The 13901-nt window shown below is 47.4% G+C and carries 8 protein-coding genes and 1 pseudogene; 4 read left to right on the forward strand and 5 right to left on the reverse strand.

Going from position 1 to position 13901, the window contains the following annotated elements:
- Positions 1-187 precede the first annotated feature (187 nt).
- The 3 genes from NFR99_RS04425 to NFR99_RS04435 are packed head-to-tail and all read left to right on the forward strand — an operon-like array spanning position 188 to position 3535.
- On the forward strand, positions 188-1576 hold the full coding sequence (locus tag NFR99_RS04425; protein WP_251352899.1) for a sugar transferase: 1389 nt from the start codon (positions 188-190) through the stop codon (positions 1574-1576).
- Complete coding sequence (locus NFR99_RS04430; RefSeq protein WP_330571542.1) at positions 1528-2373, forward strand: glycosyltransferase family 2 protein; 846 nt, start codon at positions 1528-1530, stop codon at positions 2371-2373. Before NFR99_RS04425 ends, NFR99_RS04430 begins: the two co-directional genes overlap by 49 nt.
- Positions 2360-3535 (forward strand): glycosyltransferase family 2 protein, encoded by a 1176-nt coding sequence (locus NFR99_RS04435; RefSeq protein WP_168354724.1) that lies wholly within the window; start codon positions 2360-2362, stop codon positions 3533-3535. The genes NFR99_RS04430 and NFR99_RS04435 overlap by 14 nt, the downstream gene beginning before the upstream one ends.
- A gap of 75 nt (positions 3536-3610) precedes the next feature.
- Here NFR99_RS04435 and NFR99_RS04440 read toward each other — a convergent pair whose 3' ends face one another.
- The 5 genes and pseudogenes from NFR99_RS04440 to NFR99_RS04460 form a co-directional block, all read right to left on the reverse strand.
- Complete coding sequence (locus tag NFR99_RS04440) at positions 3611-5011, reverse strand: fibronectin type III domain-containing protein (protein ID WP_251352908.1); 1401 nt, start codon at positions 5009-5011, stop codon at positions 3611-3613.
- 26 nt (positions 5012-5037) lie between these two features.
- Entirely contained in the window at positions 5038-10533 is a 5496-nt protein-coding gene (locus NFR99_RS04445; RefSeq protein ID WP_251352910.1) for a fibronectin type III domain-containing protein, read from the reverse strand.
- A 168-nt stretch (positions 10534-10701) separates the two neighbouring features.
- Entirely contained in the window at positions 10702-12003 is a 1302-nt protein-coding gene (locus NFR99_RS04450; protein WP_251352911.1) for a UDP-glucose dehydrogenase family protein, read from the reverse strand.
- A 95-nt stretch (positions 12004-12098) separates the two neighbouring features.
- Positions 12099-12896, reverse strand: a complete 798-nt coding sequence (locus NFR99_RS04455) for an ABC transporter permease (protein ID WP_120481373.1) — start codon at positions 12894-12896, stop codon at positions 12099-12101.
- Positions 12889-13521: pseudogene (locus tag NFR99_RS04460) on the reverse strand (ABC transporter ATP-binding protein); the annotation flags it as partial. The gene NFR99_RS04455 and the pseudogene NFR99_RS04460, both read right to left, overlap by 8 nt.
- A gap of 105 nt (positions 13522-13626) precedes the next feature.
- On the opposite strand from NFR99_RS04460, the gene NFR99_RS04465 reads away from it, so the two are divergent.
- Complete coding sequence (locus NFR99_RS04465) at positions 13627-13791, forward strand: hypothetical protein (protein WP_160216358.1); 165 nt, start codon at positions 13627-13629, stop codon at positions 13789-13791.
- Positions 13792-13901 lie beyond the last annotated feature (110 nt).

Consider the following 13901-nt stretch of genomic DNA (forward strand, 5'->3'; position numbering starts at 1 on the left):
AGGTTTTGTAACAGTTTAGCTCAGGACTTTGCACTTGCTGCAAGGCCCGTGAAATAGCGTTGTGGTTACGATGTTTTTGTTGTCATTTTATGGGTTTTAGTGTAAGATGGTAGCAGTGCAGGTATATAAACTGTTACGCAGATCTACAGCGTAAGCGGGCAGAGCCGCAGACGGCAAAGGAGAGAATATGGAACGCAGGGAAAAATATAAAAGAATTATCATGTTCTGCACATCCTTTCTTATTATGGCCATCCAGACAGGCGTGTACGCCTATGTGTGGTTTGAGCATTATGCAGATGCAGGTGTCATCGGCAAGGAGTTCTGGTACAGAGGAAATTATGTGGTTATCGGTCAGTATGCGCTGATGCTGTTCCTTTTTTATAAATTGTACGGCGGGTTTAAGGTAGGATATCTTCGGGTATTTGACGTTTTGTTTTCACAGATTCTGTCGGTATTGTGTGTGAATGTTATTACCTACCTGCAGCTTGCCCTGATCGGACACTGGAAGTTTGGCGCCCATGCGGCGCCCATCTTGGAGATGACGGTATTTAATCTGCTATTTGTATGCATATGGGTAGTGTTTATGCGTTGGATATATGCGAAGATTTATCCGCCCCGCCGGATGCTTCTGATTTATGGGGAGTACAGCCCGGTAGATTTGATTCAGAAGATATCATCCAGGGAAGATAAATATTATATCTGTGAAACTATCCATATCAAAGAGGAAGAAAGTGTGCTGAAAGCAAAGATTGATGAGTATAGAAATATTATTCTGGGGGACATTCCGTCACATGAGAGGAATGTGCTGTTGAAATATTGTTTCGAGAAAGATATCCGGTGCTACAGCATCCCAAAGCTTTCGGATATTATGCTGCAGAGTGCGGATAATATTCATTTGTTTGATACGACGCTGCTGCTGTTCCGCAACCGGGGATTGTCGGCGGAGCAGAGATTTGCGAAACGGCTGTTTGACGTAGCGGTCTCCCTGATTGGCACGGTGGCGGCGTCTCCGGTCATGCTGGTGATTGCAGTTCTGATAAAAGTTTATGATGGCGGTCCTGTATTTTACAGGCAGGAACGTCTAACCGAAGGTGGCAGAGTTTTCTATGTATTGAAATTCCGCAGTATGCGGGTAGATTCGGAGAAAGCAGGGGCGCGGCTTGCCGCAAAGCATGACAGCCGTGTGACGCCTGTGGGGAAGGTGCTTCGGAATATCCATTTTGATGAGCTTCCTCAGCTTTTTAACATCCTGAAGGGAGATATGTCGCTGGTAGGTCCGCGTCCGGAGCGTCCGGAGATTGCGGAGGAATATAAGCGAGATATACCGGAATTTGATTATCGGCTGAAAATGAAAGCAGGGCTGACAGGGTATGCGCAGGTATACGGAAAATATAACACCACACCCTATGATAAGCTGAAGCTGGATTTGACATATATTGAAAATTACAGTTTCTTTCTGGACATGAAACTGCTGTTTTTGACGTTTAAGATTCTTTTCCAGAAGGAAAATACCGAAGGGGTGGAACAGTGGCAGAAGACGGCGGCAACAAAGGAAAACAAGAAAGGAAGGAAGTAAAAGGGGCATTCATGCCCCTTGTTTCTGTGGTGATTCCTGCATATAACTGCAGCAGGACGCTGGGAAAGGCGATAGACTCTGCACTGGCACAGGATATCCCTTTGGAAGTTCTGGTGTTGGATGACTGCGGCGCAGAGAGCCTTGCGGAAATCATAGAGGGTTATCGGGTGAACCCGGCGGTTCGTTATGTAAAAAATGAAAGAAACCTGGGAGCTTGCGCATCAAGGAATATCGGCGTAGAGATGGCAAAGGGAAAATATGTGGCATTTCTGGATGCGGATGACTGGTGGGAAAAAGGAAAACTGCAAAAGCAGCTTCAGCGAATCCAGGAGACAGGTACGGTATTGTGTACAACGGCGCGCGAACTGGTTACTCCGGATGGAAGGCTTACCGGGAGAGTGATTCCGGTCACAGAGAAAATTACCTATCGGCAGATGCTGCGGGGGAACTGTATTAACTGTTCAGCTGTGCTGCTCCGCAGGGAGACAGCACAGGAGTTCCCCATGTGCCATGAGGACAGCCATGAGGACTATATTGCATGGCTTAAAATCTTAAAGAAATATGGAGAAGCCTGCGCGGTCAATGAGCCACTGCTCAAATACCGTTTGAGCAGCAGCGGAAAATCAGGGAATAAGCTGAAATCGGCAGGCATGACGTTCAAGGTTTACCGTTACATGGGATTTGGGATAGTGAAATCAGTCGGGTGCTTTTTGGGATATGCATGTCATGGACTGGGAAAATATGCGGGGGCACATCTGCGGGGACTGCGGAAAGGAGAGAAAAATGGGAGAAGTTAAGGTGTCGGTGATTGTTCCGGTTTATAATACGGGGGCTTATCTGGAGCAATGCCTGAGTGGGATACAGGGACAGACATTGAAGGAAATCGAGATTATTTGTGTGGATGACGGTTCTTCGGACAATTCTGTAGAACAGATTAAGAAGCTGGAAAGTGAGGATGCCAGGCTGTGTTTGCTTACACAGAAAAACAGAGGCGGCGGTGCGGCCAGGAATGCGGGGATGCGGCATGCAAAAGGAAAATATCTGGTATTTTTGGATTCGGATGATTATTTTCATCCGGAGATGTTGGAAAAGATGTATCTGCGCTGTGAGGAGGATGCTGCTCAGATTTGTGTGTGCAAAGCAAAATGTTACCATGAGGATTTGGGGTTTGAGACGCCGGAGCCGGCGTCTATGCGGGAGGAACTTTTGCCAGAGGGCGGGGTTTTTAATTGGAAAGACATGCCGGAAACCATTTTTGATGCGTTTCATAACTGGCCGTGGAATAAGATGTTTCTGCGTTCTTTTATAGAAGAGAAGGGACTGAAATTTCAGGAAATCCGGCGCACCAATGATTTATTTTTCACTTGTGCGGCGCTGACAGAGGCTGAGAGAATTGTCACGGTCCGGGAAGAGTTTGTGTATTACCGGGTGGGGATTGCCGGAAGCTGCCAGACGACAAACGGGGAGGCGCCGCTTGATTTCTTCCGGGCATTTCTTGCCTTGAAGGAATATCTGGAAGGAAAAGGAATCTTTGAACAGGTGAAACGAAGTTTTGTGAACCATGCCTTGGACGGCTGTATGGCGAATTTGAACTCTCAGGAAGAAGGCAGGGCGCATGAAGAGCTTTATCGTAGATTTAAGGAAGGGCTGCTAAAACAGCTTGCAATCGACGGACAGCCTGAAGAATATTTTCATGAATATAACCGTCGAATGTACGGTTTCTACAAGGTGCTGCAGAATGGTGATTATCAGGACTTTCTGCGGTATCGGATTGGAGATTTGAAGGCAGAGAGGGACAGATGCCTAATCAGCGATCATCATGAGAAGGTGAAATTTGCCACAGGGATGCTGGGATACCGGCAGCAGAAACATGATCTGCTTGCCTGCCGGGAGTACCGGCTGGGCGCTAAGCTCTTATATGTTCCCTTGAAAATACGGGATATTATCCGAAAAAAATAGGAAAAGGATTTCTTTTGAAGAAATGAATTCCCCGCAGCATGCTGCGGGGAATTTGATTTGGAAAAATTAGTTTCTTTAATTTCCTATGCTTACTTCAGCAATGCGCGGATAACCCGAAAGATTCGTACCTTTTTTGAGTCTTTCAAATGCACGTACTTTATAGCGGAAGCCGCTTCCATGAGGAGGCGTTTCTGTATAAGTAGTGTTGCTGCTGCCTGTAATAGTTTTTATGAGCACGAACTTTTCAGAGTTCTTTTTGCAGCGGTAAACATAGTAGCCGTCGGCGCGCGGAACTTTATTCCAGTTCAGGGTGACGTTACCGGCGTTTACGGAAGCGCGGAGCCGCGGCGACCTGGGACGGGCAATCCTTGCGCCGCTCAGTTTGCCATATATGCGTTTGCCGTTGGAGTCTGTGATATAAGCCCTGATTTTGTAGTAGGCAGTTTTTCCGTTTGCCTGCCGGATGTTGAGACAGGTGGTAGCGCTTCCTTTCTTAATCGTCTTTATAAGCTTATATTTGCCGCGCTTTGTCTGGCTGCGGAAAATCTGATAGCCCTTGGCTTTTGAAACCTTTTTCCAAACAAGCGTTACTTTTGAAGTGTTCTGGTATTTAGCAATAAATTTCTTGGTCGAAGCAGGCGGCAGGGTGACTTTCTTTACATCGCTGAACTTTCCGTAAGCTTTGCTGCCGTTTGCTGCTTTCTTGTATGCGCGCACCTTGAAAGAGTGGGTGGTGGCATATCCGAAATTCTTTGCATAATAGTTTACCGAAGGATCTGAAATAGTTTTTATTCCCTTATATTTTTTTGTTTTGGTGTTGTACTCATAAAGGACATAGCCTTCAGCGCCAATGATTTTTGACCATTTAAAGCGGATGCGCCGTGCGCCGGCTTTTACTGCAGTTTCCAGAACTGGTTTCTGCTCAAAATCCAGCCCTTCGGGAGCTTCCGGCTGGGACTGAACCAAAACAGGACTTGTGCTGAGCGGAACGGTCATAGCGCTTAGGCCGCTTCCGTCCACATATCTTACAACAGGCTCGTCGCTGCTGTCCATATCGCCGATGATTTCTACTTTTATCTGATATTCCTTGCTGGTGGGCTGCACGGACAAGGTTCCGAGCTTTGCATATTCGCTGTTTACGAAAATCTCCTGATTGTCTTTACCGGAGAGAATCAAATCCACCTGATAGCTTCCGTTTGACGTTTTTGTAATGTCAGCATCTTTAATAAGGCTTTTGATGGAGTCCTCGAATTTAAAGGACGGCATTCCCATACTTCCGCTGTTTGCAGAGACAAGAAGCTGCAGGCGCAGAGAAGTGATGGTCTCTGTTTTCCCCTCCGGGATATCCAGAGAGATGCCTACGTCGTTTTTGTCAACGGTAAGGACGGCACTCTCGCTGTCTGCCGCCAGGGCGGACAGCGGGAATGCAGCAAGGAGAAGGAATGATGCTAATATATATTTTATCCAGTTTTTCATCTCTACCTCCATGTAATGCATAACTGTTAGTTTCCGGGAACGATACCGCCTGTCAGGGTGATATCCGGCAGGGAATCAGGGATGCTGATTACCGGAGTATCACTGACGATACGTTCGCCTTCCAGAGTCAGCGCGTTATCGACGCGGAAAAGTTCACCGCGCACACCGCTGAGCTTTTTCAGGGAATCTTCGCTCCACTGGCCGGGTTCTACATAATATACCCAGGTTCCGGCGGAAGTCTCGCCAAGATTTCCGTGTTCAGGAACATTGGCGAGGATGACCTGCTTCGCAGAGACATTGCCATCTTTTTCACCGATGACATTGCCTTCGGTGTCGTACAGCACTACCAGGTTGTAAGCAGGATTTCCCTTGTAGGTTCCGGTGAAAATCAGAGAACCGGCGGGGATAATATCGTCGGTTTGATTACCGTACTTAAAGTCTGCAGTAGATACGCCGATTGCCGGCTGGCCGCTGTCTGTGGACATAAACTCTAGGTTGTCGCCTGTCGGACCGCAGATTTCGATTTCTTTGATGGAAATATCCCCTGTCTGCGGAATGGTCAGCCTTACATACCGGGCGTCATAAGTGCCTATCCAGTCTGTCCTGGAGGCTTCTTCTACAGAGTCAAACCAGATCGTCTGTTCTTCTGCTCCGTTCAGCCCCGTGTAATCCGTTTTTACTGCTGTCCATGCAGTTCCGTCGCTGCTGACTTCTACAGTGACTTTTTCAAGTGCGTCTCCGTGATATTTCAGGGAAGTTACCTGTTCGGTTTTGCACATATCTACCGTGATAGAAGCGTTGCCGCCGCTGGTTCCATGATAAGTGCCGTTGTCTGTTTTGTCATTATCCAGAATCCTGTCAATGGTGTGATGCGTCTGAGCGGTAACTCCTGAAGGATTCTGCTCATTATAACCGCTGTCAGGGTCGTCTGCATCCGGCTCAATAGCCGTATCATCTGTAGATGTCATGGTAGTCTCAACACTCCAAAGCGATTTGTCCAGCACACCGTCGGTCTGGATTTTTACGGAACCTGCCGAGACGATATTAGAGTAGTTTAGGAACTTATCTACAGCACGCACCTCATATTCCATTACCCGGTTGTTAATAGAGGAAATCGTGTCTGTGTATACCGTAGACTGTGCCGTGTTAATCGGCTGGAATCCTACGATTTCCGTTTTCTTTTCACCGTTAAAAATCATGCTGCGGCTAATTTCGTAGCCCAGGATTAAATCAGCGTCTTTCGAGGTGGAAATTGTAACTTCTGCCCGGTTTGCGTTTGCTGTTACGGCAGCAGATACGGCATCCTGGTCTTTGATCGTGCCTGCTTCGTCCGGATGGGTAACGCGGTAGGAACGGGCATCCTGATTGATATAATAGAGTGCTTTTGTATCCTCTGCGCCGTATTTTTCAGCATAGGCGATGGTGTCTGCGTCAGGCACCATACCCCAGCGGCGGAAGAACGGAAGGATGTTCCTGTTTGCTGCCGCGCACGAGAGGCGCATCAGGTTCTGCTCGGAACCGCCGTTTAAGGTTAATCCCGCCTGCGGCGCTTTTGCCGGGTTTCTGGAGTAAGTGTCTACCCTTGCAAAGAACAGGCTGTTAAACTGTTCTTCGTAATCAGTAAAAATGTGCCTGTCGTCGGTGTTGTCATCGAAGGCCAGATGAAGCTGCCAGTACAGCGCCAGCTGGGTAAATACATTAGGAGCGCGTCCTATGGTACCGGAAGTAACTTTCTTGTATACATTTTCATAAGTAAAACGCTGCGTGCCGGTGAGCAGCATCGCAAAATAGTTGTTTGTAACTTCTGCAACGGCGTAAGTTCCCTGGTTAATGTCATGACCGATTTCATGGGCGATGCCCCAGCCGAGACCGTTCCAGGAGTCAGGGGTGAGTACCGTCGAGCCCCATTCTATACCAATATGATTTCCTGAGGCGTACATAAATGCTCCGGCGAACATCCTCATGTAACGGATATTCAGATGCTGTGCCGGGAGGGCATTGTTTCCTCTGTCGGTTCCTGCGCTGTCGCTCAAGCCTTTGTGCTGGTAGAACAGCGTCATGGTATCTTCCATAGCCCTCAAAGCGTTGTCAAGTTTCGTAACTTTGTCGGTGGCATTCTGTATTCCGGCCCAAATCTGTGTGGCAGGGAGGGAATACATCATCTGATCCATCATGATGTCAGTGCTGTTCAAGATGCAGTTTGTCTGATCGTAATCGTAATCTACATTCTTTGTGCCGGTATGCAGGTCATTATGCTTTGTCTGGATAGTGCCTACATAATTCTGCAATTCTGTTATATAGGTGCGGATGGCTTCGGTTCTTTCTGCCCCGCTCTTTTTGAATACATTCAGCGCCGGTATGTCGCTGCCGCCGCTGATACGTACAGCGTATTTATCGGAAGGATTATTTCCGGTGTATGCGATATAGAGCTGTCCGCCCCGCTCGAAATCTTTGGTAGTAATCTGCGGAACTGTAATTTCATTCCTTCCTACTTTCAGGTTTACTGCGCGGGCGAGGGTGCTGGCTTCTGCATGGTACTGTGTAAATACAAGCTGCAGGCTGGCATTCTGTCCGGTTCTCAGTGTATTATGCCCTACATATACCAACAGGGTTTCGCCCATATATGCGGTTTTTCCAAGAGGCTGCCATGCATTCAGGCCGCCAAATCCCAGATGAGAATCTTTCCTTCCGGTGATCCGGTTATCTACTTCATAAGCAGGCGCGAGATTTGCCGCCAGGATTTCGCGGGCAGTCTTTATTTCCAGAGCCAATTCTGCAAAAAGAGGATGTTTTTCACCTGTTGCCGGATCCGGAGTATTTAAGCGTTCTTCCAAGGTGTTAATGGTGTCTTCTGTTACCTCTGCTTTCAGGGTAGTATGCATTTCATCCTCGTACAGTCCCATAATATCATCATCCAGGGAGTCATAATGATGGAAATGGATTTCTCCTACCCGGAGGTCGCGGGCGCCGCTGGCTTTTCCGATACACAGACGGATTTTATTTGCGGTTATGGATTCGGCAAATTTAATAATATAGTAAGGATGATTATTTACATCTATTTTTCTGAGCATCCGTGTTGCTACACTCTGCTGCTGGTTTGGATTTTCAGAATTCCAATAGTCTATGGTAGCATACTGGGCAGGCGATGTAATATCGGCCGCTGAGAATGTCATATATCCCATTTTATAGTCTGCATCCAGAGTAACGGTCATTCCCTTGTCACGTGCCGGGTAAGCGGGACCGTCATCCCAGTCAGCTTTGAACCAGTAAGAACCATAATCATCGTCTACCAGTCCAAGAGCGCTGCGGGGTTCCGTATCCAGCGGGCTTCCCATCATGCAGGCTCCGCCGCTTCCGCCGTATGCGGCAGCAGCGATATGTGCGCTTACTTTTCCGGTACCATTGGAAGTATTGATTAGGCCGTATTTTGGAAGCTGCGGCGGGTCTGTGTTGGTGGTGGATGCGACAGAAACCAGGGAAGGTTTTCCCCATCCCAGTTCATTCCATCCTATAACATAGACGGAATATTGCGTGTCTTTTTCCAGACCTGTTATGACATGGCGTGTACCGTCTAATTTTCCGGTACCTGCCTGAACAGGCTGAAAACCGGAAACGACCGGAAGGTATGCAGTATCCGGATCTGCTTTCTTCTTATAATATACCATGTAGCCGTTGGCGTCATCCATGTCTTTCCAGGATACGGTAATGGAGCAGAAACCGCCTGTAGCCGTTACATTATCCGGCGGCGCCGGAAGTTTCTGCGGCTTGGGAATTCCGATGACTTCCTTTGACCAGGGGCTGCGCCAGTCTCCATTTACAGAGCGGACTTTTATCTTGTATTCAGCAAAATTTTTGAGAGGATTGTCATTGATAGAACTAATCCTGTGCTGTGTGCCGGATACGCGGACAATCTGTGAAAGAGTTCCGCTCTGCTTTTTTACAGGCCCTTCTACAAAGACTTCATATCCTGTGACATTGCGCTGAGGCGTCCAGGACACGGTCAGACCTTCATTCTCGGATATGGGCGTGTTTGGAGTCGGGATATCAAGCTGGGGCGCCGGAATACGTTCTTCCATATTGTTAACGAATTCCACTTTGGCGATATTTACCAGAGGCTCTGTCTTTTTTGTTCCGGTAATTTTGATAGTCACTCGCTTGACTGCTATCTGTGTTCCGAAGTCCAGAACCAGAGAACCATCCGCGTCAACGCTTACGCTTGCATTTTCAGAAAGAGGCGCCCGGGCAGCCATTCTGCCTTTGGAAGCTGTCTGTGCTTGCCCAGAGGACAGAGGGAATTCCAGGGTTTGTTCGGTTCCCGTTTCGTCTACATAGGAAACTTCAGCTGTTCCGGCAGTGATTTCGTTCGATACATTGCCGTCGGCATCTGTTTCAGTGGGAGCCAGGATGGTCATTCCACGAAGAGGGGTGCCCTGGCTGTTTTCTTCTGCCAGAACGAATTCCATGCCCACAGGGTTGTTCTCTGAAATTTCGCTGTCTGTGTCAGAGGGCTTCAGTGAAATGCTGCCTTCGCCGTTCAGGAAATCTTGCATATCCCCTTCAGCGGAGGTTCCGTTTACTGCCTGAGTTTTCTTAGTAAGCCCAAGCTTTGTGACTTGTGACTCCCGGCGCTCATCAAGACTTTGAACTACGTACTGCAGATCCACGATATCTGTTTTGCCATCGTTGTTTAGATCCATGTCTGTTCCCTGCGGGTCTTTACGGATAGCGTTTAGGAGCGCATCGGCGTCAGCCTGGTTTATAATACCGTCCCGGTTCGCGTCACCGGGGCGGAACCATCCGGGAACTGCGCTGCAGCCGGTTTCTATTTTTGTAGAGTAAACCAGTATTTTGGATATCCAGCCGTTCGTTACGCGGATATTCTGAGAGTAAGTCGCAAATCTATCCGACAAAAGCGAGACTGTGTAGTCTCCGACGGGCACATCAAAGCGTGCAGTCAGGGAGGAGGGCTCAGAGCCGGTGAAATCCAGCTGTTTGGTGAGCTGCGTTGTCTTGCTGCTGTCACTGACTTTTACAGTTACATTTCCTTTATATGGAAATAGATAGGAAGGGCGGATTTCTACTTCCAGGGCGCTCTGCGCCTGTGTAGAAGCATTTGCCCCGTTATTTTCCGTACCTTCGTCTACGGGTTCACGGGCTTCTAAAGAAGAAGTTTCCGGAAGGGAGGTTTCCTCTTCCAGGGGTTCACCGGCATCCTTTTCCGGTTCCGTCTCATCGGAAGAGGTTTCTTCTGGGAGCAGTTCTTCCGAAGAAGGTGTCTCTGAGTCTGGTTCTTCGGGGAGAACTTCGTCTGTCTGTGTGTTCGGAGCGGTTTCATCAAGTTCCGTTTCATCCGGAACTGCTTCATCCGGCTCCGTCTCATCTGGAAGTGTTTCGTCCATAACAGGGGACGCCATGTTTTCGGTTTCCGCAGGGATTTCTGCGCTGTAAACCGGAGCGGAGGCGCCCAGCCATGTTTGGAAAGCGAGACAACCAGTGAGCAGCACTGCCATCATTCTTTTCATTCTCACGTTTCCTTTCTTGTTTTCTAATAATTTGGTATCTTTGCACGAAAAAAAGTATCATAAAAAATTACGATACTTTTTCAAGGGATACCCATAAAATGTATGGGCATCCCTATAAGGCATGACACCAAATTTCAATGGATATCTTACCACAATATGCTATTTTATTCAACCCTCTACGATAGTCCTTCCGATGGAATTGTACACGACGCCGCTTCCGCTGAAGGTTTCAGGTATATAGCAGTTCCGGCCGTCAAGTACAATGGCTTTTTTCATCAGGCGCTTGAAATCTTCGGGTTTTAAATCTTTGACTTCCTGCCATTCCGTAAAGATAAAGCAGATATCGGCATCTTTTAAAGTTTCTTCAATGGTATCGCAGTACTGCAGCTCGTCCGGATATTTCTTTTTATAGTTTTCCACACCTACAGGATCCCAGGCTTTTACCGTGGCGCCATCATCCAGCATAATGGGAATATTTACCAGGGAAGGGGCTTCCCGCAAATCGTCGGTGTTTGGTTTAAAAGTCAGGCCGAGTACAGCGGCGGTCAGTCCCTCCAGGGAATCGTAATACTGTTTGGATTTCTTGATAAGTTTCAGTTTTTGGCTGTCGTTGATTTCAATAGCAGCCTTGATGGTTTTCAGCTCGCGCTCATAGTAGTTGGACATCCAGTGAAGAGCCTTGGTATCTTTCGGGAAACAGGAGCCGCCGTAGCCGATGCCGGCATGGAGAAAACGGTTGCCGATGCGGGGGTCATATCCCATGCCTTTGGCTACGTCCTCGATGTTTGCCCCGACAATTTCACAGAAATTGGCAATTTCATTAATATAGGAAATTTTCAGCGCAAGAAAATCGTTGGAAGCATATTTAATCATCTCAGCGCTCCGGCGGTTTGTGATAACAAAGGGCTGGTGGAAATTTTCATAAACGTTCCGTACGATTTCTTTTGCTCTGTCGGACTCCGCGCCGATAACGATACGGGCAGCGTGAAGCGTATCCGGCACGGCAGTTCCCTGCGAGAGAAATTCCGGGTTGGAGACAACCTCTACCCAGACGTCATGAGCCAGGTTGTCTTTGATTAATTTTTCTACTTTATCATTTGTACCTATGGGAACGGTAGACTTTACCACCACGATGCAGTCATTTTCGATATTTTCGGCAATCTGATGGGCTACCTGGAAAACGTAGGAAAGGTTTGCGGAGCCGTCTTTTTTTTCTGGTGTTCCCACACCGATAAAGACAACCTCTGCCGTGCGGTAGGCAGATGCATAGTCAGTAGTAAAGGTAAGCCTTTCCATATTCTCCTGCATCAGTTCTTCAAGACCAGGTTCATAGATGGGGGAGACGCCTTGTCTCATAAGCTCCACCTTTGCCTGGTCCACATCAACACAAGTTACGCAGTGTCCGGCATTTGCCAGTGCAACTCCGGTGACAAGCCCTACATAACCTGTTCCGGCTACTACAATATTCATGTTTTGTACCTCGTTTATCTTTATTTTAATTATGGTTTAACTGTTAAGAATTATAACATACCATGAAATAAACGGCAAGTAAAGGATAGCGGGGATTAATTTTTTCCCAGGTAGCTTTTTTCAAGCAGGGTAATTAACGCGTACAGTCCTGAAGCGATAACGCATAAGATTAAAATGGACATAATCACCAGATCCAGCTGAAAGACCTGCGTACCGTAGATAATCAGGTATCCAAGACCCTGGCGGCTGGAGATAAATTCACCAATAATGACGCCGATCAGACAAAGCCCGATGCTTACTTTCATGTTGCTGATAATATTCGGAATGGTTCCGGGAAGGATAACCTTCAAGAGCGCATCTTTTCTTGTGCCGTGCAGAGTGTATATTAATTTGATTTTTTCAGGGCTGACCTCTGTAAATCCAGTGTAGATATTTAAAATGGCTCCGAAAATAGCGACAGAAACTCCGGCAACAACAATCGTGCTCATATTTGCGCCCAGCCATACGATAAGCAGAGGGGCAAGGGCGGATTTTGGGAGGCTGTTCAGCACCACCAGGTAGGGGTCAAGTATCTGCGAGAGCGCCGGAAAAAGCCATAAGAGGACAGCGGCAAACAGTCCAAGCACAATCACCAGGACGAAGCTGAAAAGTGTTTCGGCCAGAGTGATGCCGATATGAAGGAAAAGGCTTCCGTCCGCAGCCATTTTTCCAAAAGCAGATGCCACACGGGAAGGGCTGCTGAATATAAAACTGTCAATCCAATCCAATGTGGCGGCTGTTTCCCACAAAATAAAAAAAGCCGTAAACAGAAGAATGCGGATGAGAATGACAGACTGTTTCCTGCGTCTGAGCGTTTTCAGGTAATGCTGCTGATTAGGGGAAAATTCAGGCATTTGCATTCATCTCCTTCCATATTTGGTTAAAATATTCTTTGAACTCCGGAGCGTTCCTGGACTTTAGGGGCGTCCGGTCCGGCATTTCCATGTTTATCGGGACTATTGCTTTTATGCAGGCAGGACGGGAAGACAGGACGATTACCCGGTCTGCGGCGCTGATAGCTTCTGAGAGGTCATGTGTTACCAGGATTGCTGTTTTCTTTTCGCTCTTTATGATGGATGCGATATCGTCGCATACAGACAGCCTGGTCTGATAGTCCAGGGCAGAAAACGGCTCATCCAAAAGCAGCAAATCCGGATTTAACGCCAATGTACGGATAAGCGCCGCTCTCTGGCGCATTCCGCCGGAAAGTTCGGAAGGGCGGCAGTCGCGGAACCGGCTCAGACCATAGGTGTAGAGCATTTTTTCTACTCTTTCTTTGGATTCAACAGTAATTTTCTTTTGTATTTCCAGACCAAGCATAATATTTTGATAAATTGTGCGCCATTCAAAAAGATGGTCTTTCTGAAGCATATACCCGATTTCCGTGTGGGAATCTTTCTTTTCCCTGCCGCGCAGCAGGATTGTGCCTGACTCTGGGACAATCAGTCCGCAGATTAAGGATAGGAGAGTAGATTTACCGATGGTATGCCAGCGGAAACAAACTCATATCATGGGTATGAGCATCCTTGCGGAAAGGATAGAGACATGCCGCGGACGAAAAAGCAAATAGAAGTTGTGGTACATATGCCTTTAGAAAAGAATAAAGGAGAATTCCAAAAACAGGTTAACCAGGTATTTGTTTATTCCATGAAAGATAATCTGGGTAAAGCAGACCTAAATGGTAAAAAGAAAAAGGAAGTTGTTAAAAAAGTCGGAGAAGTAATGGGAAAAGCAACAGTTCTGCCGTAGTTGTTGACACAAAAATTAGGGGGATGCTATAATATATCTGTAACGGCATGTTTGGCGTACCGTAAATGACACATACAATGAAAACAAAAAGACATTGAGGTGTCATAGAG

This window comes from Hominisplanchenecus murintestinalis (assembly GCF_943193015.1).
In the GTDB taxonomy this organism is placed as follows: Bacteria; Bacillota; Clostridia; order Lachnospirales; family Lachnospiraceae; genus Hominisplanchenecus_A; species Hominisplanchenecus_A murintestinalis.

Coding starts and splice junctions, on each gene's coding strand:
- NFR99_RS04445 (WP_251352910.1), bottom strand. CDS start 10,533: ATGAAAAGAATGATGGCAGTGCTGCTCACTGGTTGTCTCGCTTTCCAA.
- NFR99_RS04440 (WP_251352908.1), bottom strand. CDS start 5,011: ATGAAAAACTGGATAAAATATATATTAGCATCATTCCTTCTCCTTGCT.
- NFR99_RS04465 (WP_160216358.1), top strand. CDS start 13,627: ATGCCTTTAGAAAAGAATAAAGGAGAATTCCAAAAACAGGTTAACCAG.
- NFR99_RS04435 (WP_168354724.1), top strand. CDS start 2,360: ATGGGAGAAGTTAAGGTGTCGGTGATTGTTCCGGTTTATAATACGGGG.
- NFR99_RS04450 (WP_251352911.1), bottom strand. CDS start 12,003: ATGAATATTGTAGTAGCCGGAACAGGTTATGTAGGGCTTGTCACCGGA.
- NFR99_RS04455 (WP_120481373.1), bottom strand. CDS start 12,896: ATGCCTGAATTTTCCCCTAATCAGCAGCATTACCTGAAAACGCTCAGA.
- NFR99_RS04425 (WP_251352899.1), top strand. CDS start 188: ATGGAACGCAGGGAAAAATATAAAAGAATTATCATGTTCTGCACATCC.